We start from the raw sequence: 22,729 nt of genomic DNA, 5'->3' as shown, positions 1-22,729 counted from the left end.
TTGTTGACCCTAGAGGCCAAGCCCTTCCTGCACTACCTGCAACAAGTTGTTCTCGGTCAGCGCAATCGCATCCAGCTCCTGACCGGTTTCGACGGTTTGCAACCACCAGTGGCTCTCATGGTGTTCATCGACGGTGCGCAGCAGATAGGTGTTCCTGTCTTCCAGGGTGATTTGCACCCGGCCTGCGCCATCCTCGGTAAACCGTGCGATGGGATCAAATGTCAGGCTTCGATCATTGGCCTCGATCACCAGTTGGTCGATGGCGTAATCGTGAGGCTCACCATCGGGTGAGGTTTCGCAAACGTGGGTCGGATTGCGGCGAATCTTCAGGCCGACTTCGGTGACCGGCTGCAGCCACGCCTCGATGCGGTGGTACAGGTCGTACACCTGCGCCGGCCAGCAATCGATCTCCAGCGCGGCATCCGCGTGGGTGTGCCGGGTTTGTTTGAGTTTGGCGGCGAGTTCGTCTGCTTTACTCATTTTGGATCCCTTGGTTTGATGTCTGCCTGTTAATCGTAGACCTTTCAACGGTGTACGGCGTTGCCTTGCGTCATGCGCTTGCAACACAAGCGTGTCGAAATCAGCGCTGGCCAAGTCGGGTCAGGATCGAAAACCACGGACGCAGACGTCCCAAGGAGCGGGTAGATGAAAAAGCTGTTTACAATTTTGGCAGTGATTGCGCTGACGGCCGGTAGCATCGGTTTGAGTTCGGCGCGCCAATCGCAGTCGAGCAAGGCCCAGGCGGAATCGGTGGCGGGGGTGTTCGATTACTACCTGCTGGCGTTGTCCTGGTCGCCGACCTTTTGTTTGACGCACAAAGATGACTCGCAGTGCACTGGCAAGGGCTACGGCTTCGTGCTGCACGGTTTGTGGCCGCAATACGCCAAGGGCGGCTGGCCGGAATCCTGCCCGCCGCTGACCACGCTGAATGCGGCGCAAACCAGCCAGGGCCTGACGCTGTTCCCGACCAAAAAACTGCTCGACCACGAATGGGCCAAGCACGGCACCTGCAGCGGCCTCGGCGCGATGGGTTATCTGGATGAAGCGGACAAAGCCGTGGCGGCGGTGAAAATCCCCGTTGAACTGCAACCGTTCAGCAGTTCCTATTACTTCGAAGCTCAGGAAATTGCTGACCTGTTCCGCAAGGCCAATCCGGGCATTCCGGCGGATGGCATCGCGGTCATTTGCAGCGGCCCGGAGTTGTCGGAAGTACGCGTGTGCATGGGCAAGGATCTGCAGTTCGGTGCGTGTGGAAAGGGCGTGAAAACCCAGTGCCGGGCGGGGGATATTCGGGTGCCGCCGTCGCGCTAAGCTGAGCGGTTTCCAGGTATAAAAAAGGCGCCCGATCGGGCGCCTTTTTTGGTCTGGAGGTTTGAAGTACCCGGCGAACTCCCGCATGCTTGCGCCCCCGAAAGGATGACCACGTTACATTGCAAGGAGCTGTTCATGAGCGGAAAACCCGCCGCCCGCGTCACCGATCCAACCGCCTGCCCATTGCCGGGACATGGCACCAATCCCATTGTCAGTGGCTCCCCGAATGTGAATTTCGACGGCTTGGCGGCTGCGCGGATGACTGACAAATCCGCCTGCGGTAGCCCGATTACCGGTGCTGTTGCGTCGACGGTGTTCATCAACGGTTTGAACGCCGCGACACTGGACAGCACCGGTGGGCACGGCAACGTCGTCATCGGCGGTTCTGGCACGGTCATCATCGGTGACACGGTGACGTCGGCTCCCTTCAGTGGTTTGCTGCCGATGCCGGTGCATTTCACTGACAGGTTGAAACTGGTCAATGACGTGACCGGTGAGCCCATGCCTGATCATCCTTACGTTATTCAGCGCGCTGACGGACGTCTGGAACATGGGGTGTCTGACGCGAACGGATTTACTCACCAAGTCAGCTCGCACCTGCCTGAAACCATCAAGTTGTTTTTGGAGGAGTGAGGCATGGCTGCTGAAACGGTAACGTGCGCGAAGGGCAACAATTACAAGCTTCACAAGGAACATGCGCTGACGGACAAGAAGGATGTCAGTGACAAGCCTGTGCCGGTGGAGAGTACCAAGGCGATTGTGTTTTTTGTTGGTGGGGCAGGAGATAAGGAGAGCTATTATTTTTCGGGTCCGTATAAAAACGTCCAGTTTGCACGGCTAGAGTTTGATAAGCGTAATGAAACGTTGAAAGATCAGGGCAAATATAAATCTGAATGGTTGGGTTACAACGAAATCAGAGGAAAACAAGATATACAAAGGCACGTTCTTAGCCTGATTCCTTACAAGAGTTGCCCCGTCTATATCATTGGCCACAGTCTCGGTGGGTGGAATGGTGCGCATCTGACAAAAATCATGTCGGAATGGGGTTACAAAGTTCAAATGCTGGTCACCCTGGATCCTGTAGGTGAAGGGGCTTTGGTCTGGTTGGGTTCGGATATTTATCGTGAGCATCCCGATCCTGTTGCAGTTCAATGGATCAACATCAAAGCGACGCCGATACAAAGAGATCCATCAGACGGGGTTGCCGACTTTGGTAAAAAATGGATTGTCGCTTGCGGGCCTTCACTGAACGTCAATGTAAACACCAATCATGCAGACGCGTTAGGGTTGTTCACTACGCGTATATCTGGCGACAAATCAGCATGCGATATGTTGCACGATTCAATCATGAAGGACTTTTCGTAATGCATAAGTTGTTCCCTTACATTCTTCTGGGTGTTTGTTCCGGCTGTGCAAAAGACCACGTACAACCTCCTGCCAATCTGATTTATGTGTCAGTTGAGCGAGAGAAGTCACTGTTATACGACATCAGGTATGAGTCGGATATTGATGTTCTTGACCTCTTTGATCGAGGAGAAAGGCAGGGTATGGCCTCTGGTACGTTGGAGTGTGCGTTGGCAGATGACTATGACTTTTCAGTTGATAAAGCTATTCAGTTTTCTGCAGTTGGCGTAATTGAGTCTGAAAAAAAAAGAGTGACAGCAAAAGCGAAATTTTCCTATCTCACCAGCGTATTCCTGGTTGAAACCTCTAGTAGCCGTAGCTCGCAGCGAGACTTGTCAGCGTCAGAACTGAACCACCTTCTCGCCAACAAACAACAAATCCCCTGCAAAGTCGTCGTCACCGCCTACGGCTACAAACCCTACTACTCAAACACCATGAACATTCCTGTCGCGGACCTGCTGCGGGAAATCAACAAACCCCGATAACAGAAGTAAGGGGGATTTCAAGCAAATCCCCCCGCATCCACCCCCAACTCCCCACGCAAAAACTCCACCAACCCACGCTGTAAACCACTCAAAACCCCATCACGGCTAACCAACGCCAATTCCGTCGGCGCCAGTTCCGGCAGATCCGTACACACCTGATGCTCAGGCAACACCGCCGACACCGGCAGCACCGACACCCCCAGTCCCGAAGCCACCGCTGCTTGAATCCCGGTCAGGCTGTGGCTGCCGAACGCCACCCGCCAGGGGCGCTGGGCAACATCGAGCAAACGAATGGCGCGCTGCCGATACAGGCAGCCTTGCGGAAACAACGCCAACGGCAGCACGCCAGTGGACGAATCAAACTCCGCACCTTTGACCCACACCAGCCGCTCCGGCCAGGTCGCCCACGCCGGGCCGCTATCGGGTTCGCGTTTGATCAGGGCGATGTCGATGTCGCCGGCATCCAGACGCTGGCGCAGATCGAGGCTCATGCCGCTGAGGGTTTCCAGCCGCGCTTGCGGATGGCTGCGGGTGAAGCCTGCAAGGATCAGCGCCATGCGCCGCGCGTCGAAGTCTTCCGGCATGCCGATACGCAGGATTTCCAGATCGAGGTCGCTGGCCAAGGCTTCAGTGGCTTCGGCGGACAGCGCGAGCAAACGGCGGGCGTAGTGGATCAGCAGTTCGCCGTGCTCGGTGACGGCGACATTCAGTCCGGTACGGTCGCGCAGCAGCAGGGCGTGGCCAACGAGGTCTTCGAGTTTGCGCACCTGCTGGCTGACCGTCGACTGGGTCCGGTGTACGCGCTCGGCGGCGCGGGTGAAGCTGCCTTCGTCGACCACGCAGACAAAGGTTTTCAGCAATTCCAGGTCCAGCATTGCGGTGCTCTCGATAGTGGCTTTTCAACTGACGACTGGCTATTTATTTAATTTAACACTATCACCGTGCGCTCATAAGCTGAAGTCCTCACCACGGAGGATTCGACCAATGACACTGACTCACACCCCGCGCCCGCAATGGCTGACCTTCGATTGCTACGGCACTTTGATCCAATGGGACGAAGGCCTCAAAGCCGTTGTCGGCGAAATTCTCAGCGAGAAGGGCGAGCATCAGGTCGACGTCGGGCAACTGATCGAAGTCTATGATCGCCATGAACATCGCCTCGAACAAACGCCGCCGCACCGATCATTCCGCGAGCTCAGCACCCTCGGCCTGCAATTGGCCCTGGAAGAATTGGGCTTGCCCAGCCTGCCCGAAGACAGCCAGCGTCTGGCCGCCGCGATCCCGAAAATGCCGCCGTTTGCCGAGGTGATCGAGACCCTGCGTGAATTGAAAAACATGGGTTTCAAACTGTGCATCGTCTCCAACACCGACGACCAGATCATTGCCGGCAACGTCGCGCAACTCGGCGGCCACATCGACCGCGTGATCACCGCGCAACAGGCTGGCGCCTATAAGCCGGCGCCACGCCTGTTCGACTACGCTCATGAGCAATTGGGCGTCAGCCGCGATGAAGTCGTGCACATCTGTGCCAGTCCCATGCTTGACCACACGGCGGCGCGGGACATGGGCTTTCGCTGTGTGTGGATCGATCGCGGCACCAGTCGCCAGTTGCTGCCGGACTATCGCCCCGACGCGATCCTCAACCGCCTCGATCAAGTGTTGCCGCTGTTCAAATCCCTCGGTTGGTAATCACGGAGAATCGTCATGGCTCACACCCTGACCGCCAGTGCGCGGGCCTCACGCCCGACAGCGCTGAACCTCGACACGGAAGCGATCATCACCGCGCGCAGCGAACTGGCGGCGTGCTTTCAACTGGCCGCGCTGCACGGGTTGGAGGAGGGCATCTGCAATCATTTTTCGGCGATGGTGCCGGGGCATGACGATCTTTTTCTGGTCAATCCCTACGGTTATGCATTTGCCGAAGTCACCGCGCAGAATCTGCTGGTCTGCGACTTCGACGGCAATGTGGTTGAAGGCGAAGGCTTGCCGGAAGCCACGGCGTTTTACATTCATGCGCGTCTGCACAAGCATCTGCCGCGAGTGAAAGTCGCCTTCCACACCCACATGCCTCACGCCACGGCGTTGTGCCTGCTACAAGGCCCACCGCTGTTGTGGCTGGGGCAGACCGCGCTGAAGTTCTACGGGCGCACGGCGGTCGACGAGGACTACAGCGGCCTGGCGCTGGACGAATCCGAAGGCGACCGTATCGCCAGTGTCATGGGCGATGCCGACATTCTGTTCCTGAAAAACCACGGCGTGATCGTTGCCGCGCCGACCATCGCCGAAGCCTGGGACGACCTCTATTACCTGGAGCGCGCCGCGCAGGTGCAATTGCTGGCGATGGCCACGCAACGGGAACTGAAGCCTGTGCCTCATGCCATTGCGCAACGAGCCTATGAGCAGATGCGCGAAGGTGATCCGCAAAGTGCGCGCGCGCATCTGCACAGTGCGATGCGGCGCCTGGCCCTTCACAACTGACTAACCCTAAAGAGGCAATCGAAAATAAATCTGCGAACAGCGATCATCCAAACTCGTTGCGCGCCGATATACCTGGGCGGGACCGGGGTGTTTGCCCCGTAGATTCCGGTGGGCTACGCTCACAAACATAAGGGTTTTCCCGCTGGCGCCCTTGTCGTACCTGCCCAGGACTTGCTTTTGCCTATCCCTATTCACGACCCGCAACAGGCCCCCGGCGCGCTTAAACGCCTGCCGTTACGCAAAGCCGCGGTGCTGTTTATCGTTGCAGTGAGTCTGTGCCTGTCCGGTTTGCTGTACCTGCAACTGGAGCAGTCGCGACGGCAGGATCTGGCGGTAGCGGAGGTGGCTTCGAGCAACCTGACCCGGGCCATGGCGCAGCAGGCCGAGGACACATTCCTCGCCGCCGATCTGGTGATGACCAGCCTGGTCGACTGGATTCAGGACGACGGCTACGGCGCCGCGCAGAAACCGCGTTTGCAGAGAACTTTTGCCCGACGGGTGCAGCAACTCGATCAGTTGCACGGGGTGTTCCTGTTCGATCGCGAAGGCCAATGGGTGATTACCTCGTTTGCCGATCTGCCCCGTGGCAATGGCGTGGCCGACCGCGAGTACTTCAAATTCCACCAGCAGAATGCCTCGACAGTGGCGCACATCGGCCCGGCGATCCGCAGCCGCGAGAACGGCGAGTGGATCATCCCGATTTCCAAGCGCGTCAATGATCACGCCGGCAATTTTCAGGGTGTGCTGCTGGCCGGGATCAAGATGTCGTACTTCGATCGTTTCTTCGAAAGTTTCAGCCTCGATGACCAAGGCATCATGTTTCTCGGTCTGAGCGACGGCACCTTGCTCGCCCGCCGTCCGTTTGTTGAAAACCAGATCGGCACGTCGCTGGCGCAAGGGCGGATTTATCGCACGTTGCTGCCCGAAGCCACGGCCGGCACCGCGATGATCGATTCGGTGGTCGATGGCGTTGTGCGTTTGTACGGCTATCGGCGCTTGGCGGCGTATCCGCTGGTGGTGTCGGCGGCGACGTCGCGCGACACGATTCTCGAGGGTTGGTACGCCCGCGCATTCCAGTCGAGTGTGATTGTCGCCCTGGTGATCCTTGGCGTCGGCCTGTTTGGCTGGGTGTTCATTCACCAGGTGCGTGACGGCGAACGGATCGAGAAAAATCTGCGCAAGGCCCAGCGCACACTGGAGCAGATTGCGACCCACGACAGCCTGACCGGGCTGGCCAATCGACGTCTGTTCGAGCGCTCGCTGGAGATCGAGTTCGCCCGTGGCGCGCGGCAGGTCAGCCCGGTCAGCCTGATCATGCTCGATATCGATTTCTTCAAGCGCTACAACGATGCCTACGGTCATGTCGCCGGCGATCATTGTCTGACTCAGGTCGCACAGGTGCTGCAGACGTGCTGCCAGCGCAAGTCGGATCTGGCGGTGCGCTACGGCGGTGAGGAATTTGCGGTGCTGTTGCCAGACACTGACATCAACGGCGCGCTGGCAATTGCCGGGCAGATCCGCCGCAGTGTGATCGATAAGCACATCATCCACAGCGGCTCGCCGACCGGTTACCTGACGGTGAGTCTGGGTTGTTATTCGTTTATCCCCAGCGGCAATGACAGCCCGGAAGTGTTTATCCAGCGTGCCGATGCGGCGCTGTATCAGGCAAAAAATGCCGGACGCAATCGCGCGGCGGTGCTGTCGCTGGACAGCGGCCTGGCCGAATTGATGCGCTCGGACCGCTAACTCAAGTACAACACAGACCCTGTGGGAGCGAGCCTGCTCGCGAAGAGGTCGTGTCAGGCGAATAAAGGTTATATGACACAACGCCTTCGCGAGCAGGCTCGCTCCCACATGGGACCTTGTCTAATCGGGATGGCTCTTGTTCGTTCAGCCGCCCGTGCCACCGCCCGCACCGCCAGTCCCGCCGCCGGCCGAACCGGTGCCGCCGCCAGCCCCCGAACCCGAACCGCTGGCGCCGCCGTTGGTGCCGGTACCGGAACCGGCACCGTCGGAGCCATTACCGCCCGAAGGCGCGCCCGGCGTGTTATCCGGTGGCATGGTCGAACCGCTCGTAGCGCCGGATTTGGTGCCGGTGGCGTCAGCGCCATCGTTGGCGGCGAAGCTGGCGGCCGAGGCGCTGGCCAGCAGCCCGGCCAGTAACAACGAAGTGAGTTTGCGCGTGATCATGATCCGTCTCCAGAAAGGGGATGTACCTGATATTGGTCAGACGCGCAGGACCCTTGGTGCCGGTTGGCTGACGAGCGGTCAGCCCTTGCACCCAGTGGCCTCCTGATCTTCTGGAATATTGGCTATTTGCCGAGCCGGGTGCGAGGACTAACGTAGCCACACATTCATTTGTTGCCCGGAGCCACCATGAAACCTCGTACCGATTTCTATACCGCTTCCCCAGACGCTCTGAAAGCGATGATCGCGCTGGAAACCGCGGTGTCCAAACTGCCGCTGGAGAAAAACCTGATCGAACTGGTCAAGCTGCGCGCTTCGCAAATCAACGGCTGCGCGTTCTGCATCGATATGCACACCACCGATGCGATCAAGGGCGGCGAAACCCCGCGTCGTCTGTTCGCGGTGACCGCCTGGCGTGAAGCGCCGTTTTTCAGCGACCGTGAACGCGCCGCGCTGCTGTGGACTGAATCGTTGACGCAGTTGAGCCTGACCCACGCGCCGGACGAAGATTACGAAGTGGTTGCGGCCCAGTTCACCCCGAAAGAAATGGTCGATTTGACCGTAGCAATCAACACCATCAACAGCTGGAACCGTCTGGCGGTGGGCTTCCGCAAAACCCCACAGGCTTAAGCCTCAACGCATAACCCCTGTGGGAGCGAGCCTGCTCGCGAAAGCGGAGTGCCAGATAACAACCATGGTGACTGACACTCCGCCTTCGCGAGCAGGCTCGCTCCCACAGGGGAAAGGGGCATGGCCAGAAAATAGGGATCAATGCCCATCCGCGCTCGGCGCCGCCGGTGGTTGCACCTTGCGCATCAAGGGCACCATCGCCGTGGCGATGACGAAGCACACGCCGATCATCAAAAAGGTGTCGCCGTAGGTCTGCGTTTGCGCCTCGCGGTAGGTCAGCAGCCACAGCTGGCGCAGGCTGGCGGTGACGCCGACGTCGCCGCTCTGGCCCAGACTCGCGAGGTTGCCGCCGACCTGCGACAGCCACTGATTCATCGCTTCATTGCTGCTGTTCAGATGCTCGGCCAACCGCGTGAAGTGCAGGTTGGTGCGGTCATTGAGAATCGTCGCACACGCCGCAATACCAATCGCACCGCCGAGATTGCGCATCAGGTTGAACAGCCCCGACGCATGCTTGAGCCGTGCGGGTGCCAATCCTCCCAAGGTCAACGTCACCGCCGGCGGCACTGCCAGTTGCTGAGCAATCCCGCGCAACGCTTGCGGCAGCATCAACTCGCCGGCGCCCCAGTCGTGGGTGATCGGGCTGAATTCCCACATCGACACCGCGAATAAACCCAGACCGATCATCATGATCCAGCGCAGGTCCATGCGATTGGCCAGAAAGGCATACAGCGGAATCGCCATGGTCTGGAACACGCCGGTGGAGAAAACCGCCAGACCAATGTCCAAAGCGCTGTAGCCGCGCACCCGGCCGAGGAACAGTGGCGTCAGGTAGATCGTTGCAAACAGGCCAATGCCGGTGACGAACGAAAAGAAGCAGCCGAGGGCGAAATTGCGATCCTTCAACGCACGCAGATCGACGATCGGATTGGCCACGTGCAAGGTGCGGCCAATGAACGCCAATCCTGCCAAGCCACTGATCCACGCGGTGGTCAGAATGGTCTGGTCGCTGAACCAGTTCCAGCGCGGGCCTTCTTCGAGGGTGTATTCCAGGCAGCCGAGAAACAGCGCGAGAAACACCATGCTCAGATAGTCCGCGCCTTTGAGTAACGACAATTCCGGCTGGTCGATTTTCACCAGCATCGGCACCGCAACGGCAACGAAAATCCCCGGCACCAGGTTGATATAGAACAGCCAGTGCCACGACGAAATATCAGTAATCCAGCCGCCAATCACCGGCCCCAATGTCGGTGCCAGTGACGCGACCGCACCGATGGTCGCGGCGGCGATTACCCGTTGTTTGCCAGTGAAGAAAAAGAACGCGGTGGTGAACACCAGCGGAATCATCGAGCCGCCGAGAAAACCTTGCAGCGCGCGAAAGGCAATCATGCTCTGGATGTTCCAGGCGATGCCGCAGAGCAAACTCGCCAAGGTAAAACCGACCGCCGAAGCGCAGAACAACCAGCGCGTCGAGAACACCCGTGACAGCCAGCCCGATAATGGAATCACGATGATTTCGGCGATCAGGTAACTGGTCTGCACCCACGCGGTTTCGTCGGTGCCGGCGGACAGTCCGCCGCCGATATCGCGCAGCGACGCCGAGACAATCTGGATATCCAGCAGCGCGATGAACATGCCGATGCACATGGTTGCGAAGGCGAGCACCTTGGTCGCGGTCGCCATGTCCGCCGCGTTGAATGGTTGTGCGGGAGCGGCGAGGGTGGTGCTCATGGCGCGACGGCCACGGCGCTGGTTTCCGGTTGCGCGCGGGTGTCGACTTCCGCCGTCACCGACAGCCCCGGGCGCAAGTGACCGAGCACGCCGTCGGCCGGGTCGAGGAGGATGCGCACCGGTACGCGCTGGACGATTTTGGTGAAGTTGCCGGTGGCGTTTTCCGGCGGCAAAACGCTGAACTGCGAGCCAGTGGCGGGGGCGAGGCTGTCGAGGCGGCCGTGGAATTCCTGACTGGCGAGCACGTCGGCGCGGATACTCACGCGCTGCCCGGGTTTCATCCGCGCCAATTGGTCTTCCTTGAAATTGGCATCGACCCACAAGCCGCTGGCCGGCACCACCGACAACTGTTGTGAACCGGCCTGCGCATAGGCGCCGACCCGTGCGCGACGGTTGCCGATCACCCCATCGACCGGCGCGCGCAGTTCGGTGTAGCCGAGGTTCAGTTGCGCCAGATCGCGTTCGGCGCGGGCTTGTTGAAGGGCGGCGCGGGCCTGTTGTTTCTGGGTGTCGATCACCGCCAGTTGGCGTTGCGCGGCAAGCAGTTCGGCTTGGGCGCGGGCGCTCAAGGCTTGTGCAGTTTTGAAGGTGGCGTCGGCACGTTGTGCGCTTTCCACGGACACGGCATTGGTCGTCACCAGGCGTTTGTAGCGCGCGTTGTCATCCCGTGAACGTGCGGTTTCCGCACCGGCAGCATCGATGCCGGCGCGGGCCTGGCCGATCACCGCGTGTTGCAGTTGTTCGGTGGCATCGAGGTTGGCCAGCAGCGCTTCTTCGGCGGCGACGGCGCCTTCGGCTTTGGCCAGATTGGCGCGATAGTCGCGGGCGTCGAGGCGAATCAACACGTCGCCAGCCTTGACGTGCTGGTTGTCGCTGACCAGCACTTCGTCGATGTAACCGGCGACTTTCGGCCCGATCACCGTGACATCGCCACCAATATAGGCATCGTCGGTTTCCTCAAGAAAACGCCCGGCACCCCACCAGTGCACGGCGTACACACCGGCGAAGATCAACGCGAGCAAGCCGGCGCCCGGAAGCAACAGGCGTTTAAGCAGGGGCGGCTTGGTCTTTACCACAACAGGTTCGAGGTTGGGCATGCTGGTCATGGCGGATTACCTGGTAAACGGGTCGTTATTACAGCTGTAATATGACGTAGGTAATATTTAGTCGCAAATGATTTCTGACGCCGATCGTCAGTTGCTCACTTGAGCCAATGGCCCGGTGTGCGGCCGGTCATGGATTTGAAGAAGGCGATAAAGGCGCTATCGCTGGCAAAACCCGTTTCGAAAGCGCAGTAACTCAGGCTGCGTCCGGTGGCGAGCAATTCCATCGCGCGCATCAAGCGCCACTGCTGGCGCCATTGCTGATAACTCATGCCGGTTTCGCGCTGGAAAATTCGCCCGATGGTGCGACTGCTGGCGCCGATCTGCTGCTCCAGCACTTGCAGTTCCGGAGGCAGACGTTCGGGCGTTTTCAGCAGCGGCGCGAGGCGTTTGTCCTGAGGTAACGGCAACAGCATCGGTTGCTGCGCCGCGTCAGCGATTTCGCTCAGGCACAGGCCGAGCAGGTGGGCGAATTTGCCCTGCTGCCAATCGGTGGCGAAATCCGCCAGCGCCATCGGTTCCAGCACCGCACGCAACAAGGGGCTGACTTCAATCACGCAGACCTGCTGCGGCAGTGCGGCGCACAGTTCAGGGATCAAGTAGATGGAGCGGTAATCGACACTCTGCTGCATCACCGCGCGATGACTGACACCCGGCGGAATCCACGCCGCCCGCGACGGCGGCAGCAGACACAGCTGCTGCGCCAGGGTAATCCGCGTGCAGCCTTGTCGCGTGTACAGCAATTGCCCGCGTTGATGACGGTGCAGGCCGGAATTGTGATCACTCAAAGTCGAGGCGATGCCAATCACCGGTGCCTGAAAGCGATCAGCGTCAAAGGTTGCGTGGGCGTCGAGCCAAGCCATGGGTTGTCCGATTTCAGCGATTAGTTGGCAGGGTTCGGATAATACGCCACTCCTCGATTCTTAAACTCCTCGGCGGTTTATACGAGGAGTGATGAACAATGAACAACAGACATTTCCTGTGGCTGGCGATTTCGCTGCTGATGTTTCCGCAGATCGCGCAAACCCTGTACAGCCCTGCGCTCGGTGATATCGGGCGTGTGTTTAACGTTGGCCCGCAAGCCGCCGCGCAGACGTTGTCGGTGTATTTCCTCGCGTTTGCTGTCGGGGTGGTGGTGTGGGGGCGTTTGTGTGATCGCATCGGTCGGCGCCCGGCGATGCTCGCGGGCTTGGCAATCTATGCGATTGCCACGCTTTTAGGCCTGCGGGTCAGCAGTTTCAACGGCTTGTTACTGGCGCAGATGTTGGCGGCGTTCGGTGCGGCGGTGGGCTCGGTGGTCACGCAAACCGTGTTGCGCGACCGCTTCAAAGGCGCCGAACTGGCGCAGGTGTTTTCGTTGGTGGGCATTGCGCTGGCGGCCAGTCCGGCGATTGGTTTGTTCAGTGGCGCCGGTCTGGTTCAGGCCTTTGGTTATCGCGGTGTGCTCGGCGCCTTGCTGTTATTGGCCACGCTGCTCTGGTTGTGGAGTGTGTACGCCTTGCCGGAAACCCGAGCGGAACAACCACCGCACGTCTGCCTGTTCGAAACGTCAGGGCGCATGTTGCGTGACCCGGGAATCTGGCGCTCGGCGCTGTGGATCGCGTCATTCAACGTGGCGCTTTTCAGTTATTACAGCCTCGGCCCGTTCATGTTTCAGCGGCTGGGGGTGGACGCCAGTGTGTTCGGTTACAGCGGTGTGATCCTCGCGCTGGGCTCAGGTTTTGGAGCATGGCTTAACCGACGTTTATTGACGGGCGGGTTCAAGGCGTTGCAGTTGATTCGCCTCGCGGGTGGCATCGCGTTGCTCGGTGGTGTGGGCGTGTGGTCGCTGCAGGGCAGTGTCGCATTCGTGCTGCCGATGTTGCTGGTGGTGTTGGCGTTCGGCTTGGCGATCCCCAACATTCTCGGTGCGGCACTGGCACATTACGCTGATCGATTGGGCACCGCCGGGGCGTTGTTGGGCTTGATGTATTACCTGCTGATCGGCGCGGGGCTGATGCTCGCGGGCTGGTTTCAAGCCCTCGGGGAAACCCTGATAGCGTGCAGCACCGTGGCCTTGCTGCTGACAATAAAGCCAGGCAAAGCAATTGTTTAAGAAATGTAAGCGCTGTAGGAAGCGTCTTGCATTTGTGTAGGAGGGCTCCGACTATCACGATCATTGATGACATGGCATTACGCCATTTTATGATCGCAAGGATGTTGCGTGCCGTTTCCGTTTCGCGCTGTTTTTCGCCGTCGTTCCCCGCTTTGCCCGCTGTTGTCGGCCTTTGTGTTGAGTGTGTGTGCCTCCTCGATTGAAGCCGCCGAACCTGTCGCGCCGGGCCAGGAAGTGCTGCGCCAGCAGCAACAGCAACAGCGCGATCTGCAACAACTGCAACTTGAACAGAGAAAACGGCAATTGCAGCGCGGCGCGTTCGGCCCGACGCCGATCACCCCGGCCATCCCGCCAACCGTTGCCCCCGATGAACGTTGCTGGCCATTGAGCGGTACGCGCATCGGTGGTGTCACGCTGATCGACAGCGACAAGCTCAATGCGCGGATCAAACCGCTGCTGGCGCCGTGCATGGGCGTCGGCCAGATCAATCATCTGCTGGCGACCATCACCGCGAGCTATGTCGACAAGGGCTACATCGCCAGCCGCCCGTATTTGGTCAGCGCACCGGCAGCGGGGCAGTCGCTGGATATCCGCGTTGACGAAGGCTACATCGAGTCCATCGAACTGGCCGATCAGAACCTGCCTGTTTCGTTGGGCGGCGCGTTCCCGGGGATGCTCGGCGAGCCGCTGAACCTGCGCGATCTGGAGCAAGGGCTGGATCAACTGAATCGCCTGCGCTCGGTCGATCTTACCGCCGACATCGCCCCCGGCAGCCATCCCGGCGCCTCACGGATCATCCTGCGTTCGCGCACCTCCGCGCATTCGCGCTGGGCCTTGAACGCGGGGATCGACAACCTCGGCAGCGCCAGCACCGGGCGCGACCGCGACACCGTCAGCCTCAGTCTCGACAGCCCGTTGCAGCTCAACGACTTGTTGAGCCTCAGCGCCAGCGACACCCTCAATCAGGGTGACCGCTTTAACCGCAATGCCAGCCTGTATTACGCGATTCCCTACGGCTACTGGACCTACAGCGTGTTCGCCAGCCACGCCGAATACCGCGCACCATTCAAACTGCCGAGCGTGACTTTTCACAACAACGGCATCACCGATCAGGTCAGCCTGCGCGCCGACCGTGTGTTGTGGCGCGACCAGAGCCGGCAGCTCAGCGCCAACCTGCAACTGGCGCACAAGGATGTCGACAGCTATCTGCAAGACGTTCGCCTCGGTATTCAGAGCCCGACTCTCACCGTGGCCGAAGCCGGACTCAATCTGTTCTGGCTCGACCGCGCGGTGTGGAACCTCGACGTCAATTACGCCCAGGGCCTGCGCTGGTTTGGCGCCGACGACGATTCACAACAGCAGATCAACAACCTGCCCAAGGCACAGTTCCGCAAGTACCGCGCCGGCCTCAGCCAATGGCGCAATAGTCAGTTTGGCGCGCAGGTCTGGCAGTGGCAGAGCCAGCTTAATTTGCAGTACAGCCCGGACCCGTTGCCGGTCATCGAACAGTTGCTCGGCACCGACGATTCGGCGGTGCGCGGCTATCGCGTCAGCAGTGCCTCCGGCGCCAGCGGCGCGATCTGGCGCAACACCTTGCGCCTGCCGCTGCGCAGTGAATGGCCAGTGCAGATTACCCCGCGTGTGGGCCTCGACCACGGCTGGATCAAGGCCGATCACGGCGCGCAGGGCCAACGCCTGAGTGGCGCCAGTGTCGGCCTGAATCTGGGCTGGAAGAACCTGCAAGTGGACGTCGATTACCAACGCGCCCTCAACACGCCGAGCGGTCTGCAGCACGAGCCTGAAACCTGGCTGATGCGAGTCGGCCTGCAAATCTGAACAACGCAGTGAACAAACAGCCGTCGGATCTGAGCGCGTCAGCCACGGCCAAGACTAAACGCGCGACGTGATGCCGTACTCACATGGAGACGTTTTTATGCCAGCACACACCTTTGCATTTCATCTTTCGCCTCGGGGCAAATTGCGCTGGGCGATTGCCAGCCTGTTCTTCGCCGTGCACCTGCCGAGCGCGCTCGCCGGCGGCGTCGTGGTCGCACCGGGACCGGGCGGCACCGCGCAATTGCAGACCCAGGGCGGTGTGCCCATCGTCAACATCGTCGCGCCCAACGGTTCGGGCCTGTCGCACAACCAGTTCCTCGACTACAACGTCGACCGCCAGGGCCTGGTGCTGAACAACGCCCTGCAGGCCGGGCAGTCGCAACTGGCCGGGCAACTGGCGGCCAACCCGCAACTGCAAGGCCAGGCCGCGAGCGTGATCCTCAACGAAGTGATCAGTCGCAACCCGTCCGCCATCAACGGCGCGCAGGAAATCTTCGGCCGCGCAGCCGATTACGTGCTGGCCAACCCCAACGGCATCTCGGTCAATGGCGGCAGTTTTATCAACACGCCGAACGCCAATCTGCTGGTCGGTCGTCCGGAATTGAATGACGGCAAACTGCAAAGCCTGAACAGCCGCGATGCCAGCGGTCAGTTGCAGATTCACAGCGGCGGCCTGCGCAACGGTGAGGGCTCGATCAACCTGATCGCGCCGCGTATCGACAGTCAGGGCGCGATCACTGCGCGCGATCAGTTGAATCTCACGGTCGGGCGCAATCAGGTCGATTACGCCAGCGGTCAGGTGAAAACCGTGGATCCAGCGGGCAACACCGCTGATCAACGCATCGACGCCAGTCTGTTCGGCGCGATGCAGGCCGGGCGCATCAATATTGTCAGCACCGCCGAAGGCGCAGGCGTGCGGGTGGGCGCGGTGCAAGTGGCCGGGCGTGACGGCGTGCAGATTCGTTCGGCCGGTGACTTGAGTGTCAGCGGTGAAGCGCTGACTAACCGCCTCGACGTGACCCGTGCCGGTATTCGCAGCAGTCAGGGCGATGTCGCTTTGCACAGCGGCAAGGATCTGACGTTGGCGGCTACCGATGTCAGCGCTCGCGACGTCACTGTCGACGCGAAACGCAACCTGACCCTGTCCACAGTCGAAAGCCGCAAGCTTCAGGAAAAGCGCGAAAACTGGAACAACAGCACCATCGGCATCACCTGGGAAACCTACGACCGCACCCAGACCGACAGTGAGTCGCGTCAGCATGGCAGCCAGATTATTGCCAGCCGCGACGCCAAGTTGTCGTCCGGTAAAGACACCGAGCTGAAAGCCGCCAAAGTCCAAGCCGCGAAGACTCTCGACGTGCAAAGCGGCGGCGATCTGCGCCTGACCGCCGCCACTGAAAGCCACACCCAGACCGATCAAGGCAACCACCGGAAACACCTGTGGAAAGCCGACTGGAACAGCAGCAGCGAAGAGCAGCGCAGCGTCACCAGCCAGTTGAAGGCCGGTAACATTGCCCTGCAAACCGCCGCGTTGTTGCGCTCCGAGGGAGCCGAATTGAGCAGCGCCGGCGACGTGCAACTGGCCGGTAAACAGGTGGAAATCAGCACCGCCACACGGACCAATCGCAGCAGCGACAATCGTTACTCCGGGGACCTGGTCGGCGGTGGTTTCTTCGGCAAGACCGGCGATGCCGACAAGGGCAAGACCCAGCATCAGGGCAGCAAGATCAACGCTAGCGGCAAACTGATCGTCAAGGCTGACGATGTGCGCATCAGCGGCAGCCAGGTGCGTGGCGGCACCGACGCCAGCGTGATCAGCGACAAGGGTTCGCTGATCATCGACGGCGTGCAGGACACCTCGCACAGTAACAACCACGACAAGGACAGCAAGTTCTTCGGCATCAGCAAGGACGAGTCGCGGCAGAACAGCCAAGACAGCAGCACCGTGCGCAGTGAACTGGTGTCGGACAGCAACCTCAAGCTCAAAAGCGCCAAGGACATCGAAGTGGCGGGTTCTACGGTCAAGGCTGACGGGGCGCTGACGGCCGACGCGGCGGGTGACGTCCATGTGCATGCTGCGCAGAACACTCACGACAGCACTGATACCACGCACACCCGTGGCTTCGATGCGTACGCCAAAGAGCAAACGCCGGAGCAGTATCGCGCCGGGGTTCACTACCAAGACAAACAGCAAACCGTCACTAGCAACGACGTCACCCAGCAAGGCTCCAGCCTCAGCGGCGGCAGTGTGCAGGTGAGGGCGGGCGGTGACGTGACGCTCAAAGGCGCGCAAGTGAAATCCACTGCTGGCGATACCACGCTGAGCGGCAAAAACGTCTCGTTGCTCGCGGAAGCAGACAGCCATAAAACTTCGACCGATACCTCCACCACCGGCGGTGGTTTCTACTACACCGGCGGCCTCGACCGTGCCGGCAGTGGCGTCGATTTCGCCCACAGCACTGTGCAGGATTCGACCAGCAAAACCATCGCACAGACCACGAGTGTGCAGAGCAGCGGTGGCCTGACGATCAATGCCGACAAACTCGCTACCGAAGGCGCGCAACTCAAGGCTGGCAACGGTCTGAATGTCGCCGCCAACGAGATCGACAATCGCGCCGCCAGCAACACTGACAGCAGCACGCACAACGACAGCAACTGGTCGGCCGATATCGGCGCCAACGTCGAATACAAGGACATCGCCCGGCCGGTCGCGGGCGCGGTCAAGGACGTGCTCAACGGCAAGATCCCGGACAAGGACGCACTGGCCAATCTCGGTCAGCCGAATGTCGGAATCGACGTTGCGGTCGGTCATGGCAGCGCCAGCAAAACCGAGCAAAACACCAACGCTGTGGTCAGCCGGTTTGACGGCGGCACTGTCGATGTGAAAACCACCGGCACGCTGCATGAGCAAGGCACCCAATACAACGCCAGCGCCGGCCAAGTGAACATCAGCGCTGACAAACTGCTTGCCGATGCCGCGAGCAAAACGCACAACAGCAGCGCGAACGCGGTGGATGCCAAGGTCGATGTGCGCGTCTACACCAAGACCGGTGAAGACGTGAACGTCGCCGGCAGCGGCGCGGGTGGCAGCAGTGCGTCGAGCAAGGACAGTTCCACCGCCGTCGTCGGCGCTTATGCCGGCAGCCAGGGTGTGAACATCAAGGTCGGCGGCGATGCGCAGTTCGCAGGCAGCCGTTTCGACGGCGGGCAGGGCGGTGTGAATATCAAGACTGGCGGTGATCTGGCGCTGAATCAGGCCAACGACCGCCAGAGCAACAATGACAGCAGCCTGCGTGGCAACGCCTCGCTGACGGTCGGCACCTTGCCGGGTACCGATGGCACCAACGTCGACGTCGGCGCCGGGTTCCAGCTCGATCACACAGGCAAGCAAACCACTGACACGCAGGCCCATGTGGCGAGCATCAGCGGCAACGGTCCGGTGCAACTCAGCAGCGGCGGCAATCAAGTCCAGCAAGGCAGCAAGATCGACAGCGCTGGCGCCATAAATCTGCACGCCGACGGCAAGCTCGATCTGCAAGCCGCAACCGACACTCACACCGCGACCGGTAGTAATCTCGGCGGCGGCTTGAAGGGCGGCGGCAGCAAAACCAGCAGCGAGAAGAGTAGTGATCAGGGCGGCAATCTGAGTGGCAACTTCAATATCGGTCGGGTTAACGAGGATTCGAAAACCCTTACTGGTGGCCAGCTCAGCAGCCAGAACGGCATCGCGTTGAGCGGTGATTCGATTCATCTGCAGGGCACGCAAGTCAGCGCACCGAACGTCAACATCGACGCGCAGAAGGGCGGTTATGTGCAGGAGTCGGCGCAGTCCACCGACAACCACAACAACTGGAACGTGGCGCTGAATGCTGGCGGCAACCTGAGCAGCAAAACCCCGACCGCCGCTGATGAGAAGGCCAGCGGCGATCACGGCTTCAACGCCGGAGCCAAAGTCGGTGTGGATTACCTGCAACGCAGCACCCAGCAGAACAGCCAGATCAAGGCTGACAGCGTGATGTTGAACAGTGCCGGTGATGCACAACTGGCGGGTGCGCGGATCGACGCGAAAACTGTCAGCGGCAAGGTCGCGGGTGATCTGAGCGTCGAAAGCCGTCAGGACAGCAGCAACCACGCCAAGGTCGATGTCGATCTGGGCCTGACCGCGAAGAAAAATCCACCGAGCGACAAAGAGAAGCTCGCCGGCACCGACTACAAACCGACGCTGAAAGTGCAGGGTGAGTACGCGCACAAGGACAGCGTTGCGCAGGCGTCCGGTATCAGTGCCAGCCAAGGCTTGAACCTCGCGGTCGACGGCGCAACACAACTGACCGGTGCGCGCATATCGGCGACGCAAGGGAAGGTCGATCTGGGTGGTTCGAAGGTCAGCAGTGCTGATCTGAGCAACCGTGACTACGGTGTGAAAGCGGGCCTTGATCTGCCGCATAAAGCCGAGGAAAACGCACCGAAGGTTTCCCTGGAAAACGGCAACCTGAAAGTCGGCCCGGTCACCCTCAGCGGGCATCTGGATACCCAGACCCTGCAAGCCGGGATCGACGAAAAAGGCTGATCCAATGGCCACTGGTGGATGCACTTGAACCTGCATCCACCACCCAACCCTGTGGGAGCGAGCCTGCTCGCGAAAGCGTCCATCCAGTCAATGAAATAAGTGACTAGTTTATATTTTTTATTTCGAATTGATCTGTAAACCTGTTATTTCTGACAGTTACCGAATCGAGAACGTTGTTTTTTAATTAGCTCGGTGGATGGTTAGCCACAACTGCTGACACTTCATTAAGTTCTCTTACGCTGATTAAAGGAAATTGATATGAGTGAAATTACTTTTCCAGGTGCGGACTTCAGTTTCGATCCGCCCCTCATCAACTGTACCTCCAAGCCGATGGACGGAATCAGAGTAAAAATCGGCCCTCTGGGTAACGCGCAAGTCGGAGCGGTATTGAAGTTGACTTGGCAGGGTGAGGATATGAGTAATAAACCTATTCCAGATACTAAGATATCACTCAATCACTTTGTAACTGAAAATGATCAGGTAAAAGGGTTTGAGGAGTTAATTGGTGATTATTTCTTACATATCAAACCGATCCTCAATGGAAATGGTCGCGCGAGCTATACGATTAATGGAGGCCCTGAACAGTCAGCCCGTATTAGAGTTTTTCTGAGTTATCCTGATGGTACGACCTGCGATGAAAAACACTAGTAGTTCAGATGTCTGGAAGCGCCCGCTCAGTCAATGTTATGGGTGACTGATGTACCGCTTTCGCGAGCCTGCTCGCGAAAGCGTCCGATCAGTCAATGCATTAAGTGACTGATGTACCGCCTTCGCGAGCAGGCTCGCTCCCACTTTGGTTTTGCACCGGGCGTTAAAACTCGACTATCTTGCGCCTCTTAAATGCCAGGGAGGCAAACAATGAAAACGGCATTCGTCGCTGTACTCGCGGCTTTGTTGATCGCCCAACCATCCGTGTCCTTCGCGGATAACAGCAACGGCAAAAACCTATATTCACAGCGCTGCGCTGTGTGCCACGGAGCCGATATAAAAGGCACAGGGCCACTGGCGCACAAAAGCAATCCGCCCACTCCTGACCTGACAACGTCCGCGTTCAAAAAGCGCCTGAATGAATATCCGGGCGTGATTGTGTCGTCGATCATCCTTCGGCCGAACGGCAACCTGATTCCGAAAACGTTGCAGGAGAACGGGGTAAAGATACCGCCACACGCCTGGAGCGTTAAGGATCTGCGCGATCTGCATGAATACATGAGCGGCGTGATTGCGCTAAAACGCTGATCTTCAGTTGCTGCGCGGACAGTCGGTCGAGGAATCCATTGCTTCGGCTTAATGGTAACCATTACTATTCACGCCCCTTTCCTCAGCACGCCGCCCATACCCCCATGCGTCCCCGCAGACCCGGCTTTTTCGAGCATTACGAAGAGTTGATTGGCACCTGGACTCGTCGCCTGCGCAATCGCGCGCAGGCCGAGGATCTGGCGCACGACACCTTTGTGCGGGTGCTTGAGTCCGATTCGGCGGCGGTGCAGCAGCCACGGGCGTATTTGCACCAGACCGCGCGCAATATCGCGGTCGACGGTTATCGGCGTGAGGATCGGCGCGGCGCCATGGAGTCACAGGCCCTGGATCACAGTGAGTCGTCATCCGGCGACCCGGAGCATTACATGCAGGCGATCCAGCTGGCCGACTCCATCGAGCGGGCGCTCAGCGAGCTGCCGGTCAATTGCCGCAAGATCTTTGTCTGGCAGAAGATCGAAGGCCTGACCCAGGCGGAAATCGCCGAACGCCTTGGGCTGTCCAAGAACATGGTCGAAAAGTATATGATCCGCACCCTGCGGCATCTGCGTGATCGCCTCGACGGGTTGCAGTCATGAGCCGCTGCGACATTTCCTCCCCAGCCCAACAGGACATTCCATGATGGATACGCGTGATTGCGCGTGCGGGCAAACAACGGTGCGCGATGACGCGGCTCGCTGGTTTGTGCGTTTGCAGGAGCCGGCCATCGATGCCGACGAGCAGCAGCGCTTCGACGCCTGGCTGAATAAACATCCGCAGCACCGTGACGAATTCCAGTTGCTCCAGGGCTTGTGGTCGGCGGCGGATCTGCTGCCGGCGCCACGCCTCAAAGCCCTCGTTGAAACACCACCAACCCGCCGCGAGCGCCGTCCGATGCTGCGTTATGCCGTGGCTGCCAGTGTCCTGGCGGTGGCGCTCGGGTTGGGTTTGTTCAGTGGCTTGAATCATCCGGGTGGTTACCGCGCCGAGTTCGCCACGGCGCTGGGCGAGCGTAAACACGTGGCGCTGCCGGACGGTTCGGTGATCGATCTGAACAGCCGCAGCCGCTTGCAGGTGCGTTTTGAACAGGATCGTCGCCTCATTGAACTGGCAGAAGGCGAGGCTATGTTCAGCGTCGCGCGCGACACCTCGCGACCGTTCGTGGTCGAGGCCGGCATCGGCAAAGTCACGGTCACCGGCACGCGTTTCGATGTGCGTCGCGATATCGCGCAAACCCGCGTGGCGGTGGAGCAGGGCACGGTGAAAGTACAGGGTCGTGATGCAGCGGATGATCAGTTCATCAACCTGACCGCAGGCCTTGGCACCTCTGTCGATGCGCAAGGCAAAGTCGCCGCAGCCTATGCGGTCAACGCGGCGGAACTGACGGCGTGGCGCAGCGGCAAACTGGTGTTCAACAACGCCAGCCTCAGCGAAGTCGCCGCCGAAGTGTCGCGCTATCGCGAGAAGCCGCTGACCGTGGCCAACCCGACCGTGGCCAGTCTGCGCCTGACCAGCGTGTTCAAATCCGACAACACCGACGCCTTGCTCAAGGCCTTGCCGAGCATCCTGCCGGTGGCCGTTCGCACTCTCGCGGATGGCAGTCAGGAAATAATCGCAAAATAAAATTCAGGTTTTTTTCGAGTTCATCGTCTTCCTGTTCAACTGCAAC

The 22,729-nt window shown here is 59.8% G+C and carries 21 protein-coding genes; 15 read left to right on the top strand and 6 right to left on the bottom strand.

Features of this window, described 5'->3' with window-relative positions:
* Window positions 1-9 precede the first annotated feature (9 nt).
* Complete coding sequence (locus tag HU718_RS20415; protein WP_095121097.1) at window positions 10-480, bottom strand: hypothetical protein; 471 nt, start codon at window positions 478-480, stop codon at window positions 10-12.
* Window positions 481-645: 165 nt separating this feature from the next.
* On the opposite strand from HU718_RS20415, the gene HU718_RS20410 reads away from it, so the two are divergent.
* The 4 genes from HU718_RS20410 to HU718_RS20395 all read left to right on the top strand — a co-directional run bounded on the left by HU718_RS20410 (window position 646) and on the right by HU718_RS20395 (window position 3,200).
* Window positions 646-1,311 (top strand): ribonuclease T2, encoded by a 666-nt coding sequence (locus HU718_RS20410; protein ID WP_186615832.1) that lies wholly within the window; start codon window positions 646-648, stop codon window positions 1,309-1,311.
* A gap of 135 nt (window positions 1,312-1,446) precedes the next feature.
* Window positions 1,447-1,944, top strand: a complete 498-nt coding sequence (locus HU718_RS20405; protein WP_150811783.1) for a PAAR domain-containing protein — start codon at window positions 1,447-1,449, stop codon at window positions 1,942-1,944.
* A 3-nt stretch (window positions 1,945-1,947) separates the two neighbouring features.
* Complete coding sequence (locus tag HU718_RS20400; protein WP_150708020.1) at window positions 1,948-2,676, top strand: alpha/beta hydrolase; 729 nt, start codon at window positions 1,948-1,950, stop codon at window positions 2,674-2,676.
* Window positions 2,676-3,200 (top strand): hypothetical protein, encoded by a 525-nt coding sequence (locus tag HU718_RS20395; RefSeq protein ID WP_150708019.1) that lies wholly within the window; start codon window positions 2,676-2,678, stop codon window positions 3,198-3,200. The genes HU718_RS20400 and HU718_RS20395 overlap by 1 nt, the downstream gene beginning before the upstream one ends.
* Window positions 3,201-3,217: 17 nt before the next feature.
* Here the strand turns inward: HU718_RS20395 and HU718_RS20390 are convergent, their stop codons facing one another.
* Window positions 3,218-4,075, bottom strand: coding sequence for a LysR substrate-binding domain-containing protein (locus HU718_RS20390; protein ID WP_186615834.1), 858 nt, complete (start codon window positions 4,073-4,075; stop codon window positions 3,218-3,220).
* Between the two features lie 109 nt (window positions 4,076-4,184).
* On the opposite strand from HU718_RS20390, the gene HU718_RS20385 reads away from it, so the two are divergent.
* The 3 genes from HU718_RS20385 (at window position 4,185) to HU718_RS20375 (ending at window position 7,424) form a co-directional block, all read left to right on the top strand.
* Window positions 4,185-4,889 carry a haloacid dehalogenase type II gene (locus tag HU718_RS20385; protein ID WP_186615836.1) on the top strand — a complete coding sequence of 235 codons (705 nt, stop codon included), beginning with the start codon at window positions 4,185-4,187 and terminating at the stop codon, window positions 4,887-4,889.
* 15 nt (window positions 4,890-4,904) lie between these two features.
* Complete coding sequence (locus tag HU718_RS20380; RefSeq protein ID WP_186615838.1) at window positions 4,905-5,678, top strand: aldolase; 774 nt, start codon at window positions 4,905-4,907, stop codon at window positions 5,676-5,678.
* A 177-nt stretch (window positions 5,679-5,855) separates the two neighbouring features.
* The gene (locus HU718_RS20375) at window positions 5,856-7,424 is read left to right on the top strand and encodes a sensor domain-containing diguanylate cyclase (RefSeq protein WP_102902340.1); all 1,569 of its coding nucleotides are present in this window, start codon (window positions 5,856-5,858) and stop codon (window positions 7,422-7,424) included.
* Between the two features lie 144 nt (window positions 7,425-7,568).
* Here HU718_RS20375 and HU718_RS20370 read toward each other — a convergent pair whose 3' ends face one another.
* Window positions 7,569-7,868, bottom strand: a complete 300-nt coding sequence (locus tag HU718_RS20370; RefSeq protein ID WP_110720605.1) for a hypothetical protein — start codon at window positions 7,866-7,868, stop codon at window positions 7,569-7,571.
* Window positions 7,869-8,054: 186 nt separating this feature from the next.
* Here HU718_RS20370 and HU718_RS20365 point away from each other — a divergent pair, with 186 nt between their 5' ends.
* A complete protein-coding gene (locus HU718_RS20365; RefSeq protein ID WP_186615839.1) occupies window positions 8,055-8,495 on the top strand; it encodes a carboxymuconolactone decarboxylase family protein in 441 nt (146 codons plus the stop codon).
* Window positions 8,496-8,633: 138 nt separating this feature from the next.
* Here the strand turns inward: HU718_RS20365 and HU718_RS20360 are convergent, their stop codons facing one another.
* The 3 genes from HU718_RS20360 to HU718_RS20350 all read right to left on the bottom strand — a co-directional run bounded on the left by HU718_RS20360 (window position 8,634) and on the right by HU718_RS20350 (window position 12,192).
* Window positions 8,634-10,226, bottom strand: a complete 1,593-nt coding sequence (locus tag HU718_RS20360) for a DHA2 family efflux MFS transporter permease subunit (RefSeq protein ID WP_186615840.1) — start codon at window positions 10,224-10,226, stop codon at window positions 8,634-8,636.
* Window positions 10,223-11,332, bottom strand: a complete 1,110-nt coding sequence (locus HU718_RS20355) for an HlyD family secretion protein (RefSeq protein ID WP_186615841.1) — start codon at window positions 11,330-11,332, stop codon at window positions 10,223-10,225. The genes HU718_RS20360 and HU718_RS20355 overlap by 4 nt, the downstream gene beginning before the upstream one ends.
* A 95-nt stretch (window positions 11,333-11,427) precedes the next feature.
* A complete protein-coding gene (locus tag HU718_RS20350; RefSeq protein WP_186615842.1) occupies window positions 11,428-12,192 on the bottom strand; it encodes an AraC family transcriptional regulator in 765 nt (254 codons plus the stop codon).
* Between the two features lie 98 nt (window positions 12,193-12,290).
* Between HU718_RS20350 and HU718_RS20345 the strand changes: the two genes are divergently transcribed.
* The 7 genes from HU718_RS20345 (at window position 12,291) to HU718_RS20315 (ending at window position 22,683) form a co-directional block, all read left to right on the top strand.
* Window positions 12,291-13,424 carry a multidrug effflux MFS transporter gene (locus HU718_RS20345; RefSeq protein WP_186615843.1) on the top strand — a complete coding sequence of 378 codons (1,134 nt, stop codon included), beginning with the start codon at window positions 12,291-12,293 and terminating at the stop codon, window positions 13,422-13,424.
* Between the two features lie 108 nt (window positions 13,425-13,532).
* Complete coding sequence (locus tag HU718_RS20340) at window positions 13,533-15,260, top strand: ShlB/FhaC/HecB family hemolysin secretion/activation protein (RefSeq protein ID WP_186615844.1); 1,728 nt, start codon at window positions 13,533-13,535, stop codon at window positions 15,258-15,260.
* 97 nt (window positions 15,261-15,357) lie between these two features.
* The gene (locus tag HU718_RS20335) at window positions 15,358-19,827 is read left to right on the top strand and encodes a hemagglutinin repeat-containing protein (RefSeq protein ID WP_186615845.1); all 4,470 of its coding nucleotides are present in this window, start codon (window positions 15,358-15,360) and stop codon (window positions 19,825-19,827) included.
* A 258-nt stretch (window positions 19,828-20,085) separates the two neighbouring features.
* Entirely contained in the window at window positions 20,086-20,475 is a 390-nt protein-coding gene (locus HU718_RS20330) for a hypothetical protein (RefSeq protein WP_102902349.1), read from the top strand.
* 210 nt (window positions 20,476-20,685) lie between these two features.
* On the top strand, window positions 20,686-21,063 hold the full coding sequence (locus tag HU718_RS20325; protein ID WP_186615846.1) for a cytochrome c: 378 nt from the start codon (window positions 20,686-20,688) through the stop codon (window positions 21,061-21,063).
* Between the two features lie 104 nt (window positions 21,064-21,167).
* A complete protein-coding gene (locus HU718_RS20320; protein WP_095121112.1) occupies window positions 21,168-21,659 on the top strand; it encodes a sigma-70 family RNA polymerase sigma factor in 492 nt (163 codons plus the stop codon).
* Window positions 21,660-21,699: 40 nt separating this feature from the next.
* Window positions 21,700-22,683 carry a FecR family protein gene (locus tag HU718_RS20315; protein WP_186615847.1) on the top strand — a complete coding sequence of 328 codons (984 nt, stop codon included), beginning with the start codon at window positions 21,700-21,702 and terminating at the stop codon, window positions 22,681-22,683.
* The last annotated feature ends 46 nt before the right edge of the window (window positions 22,684-22,729 follow it).

Source organism: Pseudomonas tensinigenes (assembly GCF_014268445.2).
GTDB lineage: Bacteria > Pseudomonadota > Gammaproteobacteria > Pseudomonadales > Pseudomonadaceae > Aquipseudomonas > Aquipseudomonas tensinigenes.
This window is presented reverse-complemented; position numbering and strand designations above follow the sequence as displayed.

Coding starts and splice junctions, on each gene's coding strand:
- HU718_RS20345 (WP_186615843.1), top strand. CDS start 12,291: ATGAACAACAGACATTTCCTGTGGCTGGCGATTTCGCTGCTGATGTTT.
- HU718_RS20355 (WP_186615841.1), bottom strand. CDS start 11,332: ATGACCAGCATGCCCAACCTCGAACCTGTTGTGGTAAAGACCAAGCCG.
- HU718_RS20380 (WP_186615838.1), top strand. CDS start 4,905: ATGGCTCACACCCTGACCGCCAGTGCGCGGGCCTCACGCCCGACAGCG.
- HU718_RS20410 (WP_186615832.1), top strand. CDS start 646: ATGAAAAAGCTGTTTACAATTTTGGCAGTGATTGCGCTGACGGCCGGT.
- HU718_RS20330 (WP_102902349.1), top strand. CDS start 20,086: ATGAGTGAAATTACTTTTCCAGGTGCGGACTTCAGTTTCGATCCGCCC.
- HU718_RS20360 (WP_186615840.1), bottom strand. CDS start 10,226: ATGAGCACCACCCTCGCCGCTCCCGCACAACCATTCAACGCGGCGGAC.
- HU718_RS20370 (WP_110720605.1), bottom strand. CDS start 7,868: ATGATCACGCGCAAACTCACTTCGTTGTTACTGGCCGGGCTGCTGGCC.
- HU718_RS20400 (WP_150708020.1), top strand. CDS start 1,948: ATGGCTGCTGAAACGGTAACGTGCGCGAAGGGCAACAATTACAAGCTT.
- HU718_RS20405 (WP_150811783.1), top strand. CDS start 1,447: ATGAGCGGAAAACCCGCCGCCCGCGTCACCGATCCAACCGCCTGCCCA.
- HU718_RS20385 (WP_186615836.1), top strand. CDS start 4,185: ATGACACTGACTCACACCCCGCGCCCGCAATGGCTGACCTTCGATTGC.
- HU718_RS20390 (WP_186615834.1), bottom strand. CDS start 4,075: ATGCTGGACCTGGAATTGCTGAAAACCTTTGTCTGCGTGGTCGACGAA.
- HU718_RS20365 (WP_186615839.1), top strand. CDS start 8,055: ATGAAACCTCGTACCGATTTCTATACCGCTTCCCCAGACGCTCTGAAA.
- HU718_RS20415 (WP_095121097.1), bottom strand. CDS start 480: ATGAGTAAAGCAGACGAACTCGCCGCCAAACTCAAACAAACCCGGCAC.
- HU718_RS20320 (WP_095121112.1), top strand. CDS start 21,168: ATGCGTCCCCGCAGACCCGGCTTTTTCGAGCATTACGAAGAGTTGATT.
- HU718_RS20395 (WP_150708019.1), top strand. CDS start 2,676: ATGCATAAGTTGTTCCCTTACATTCTTCTGGGTGTTTGTTCCGGCTGT.
- HU718_RS20325 (WP_186615846.1), top strand. CDS start 20,686: ATGAAAACGGCATTCGTCGCTGTACTCGCGGCTTTGTTGATCGCCCAA.
- HU718_RS20335 (WP_186615845.1), top strand. CDS start 15,358: ATGCCAGCACACACCTTTGCATTTCATCTTTCGCCTCGGGGCAAATTG.
- HU718_RS20350 (WP_186615842.1), bottom strand. CDS start 12,192: ATGGCTTGGCTCGACGCCCACGCAACCTTTGACGCTGATCGCTTTCAG.
- HU718_RS20315 (WP_186615847.1), top strand. CDS start 21,700: ATGATGGATACGCGTGATTGCGCGTGCGGGCAAACAACGGTGCGCGAT.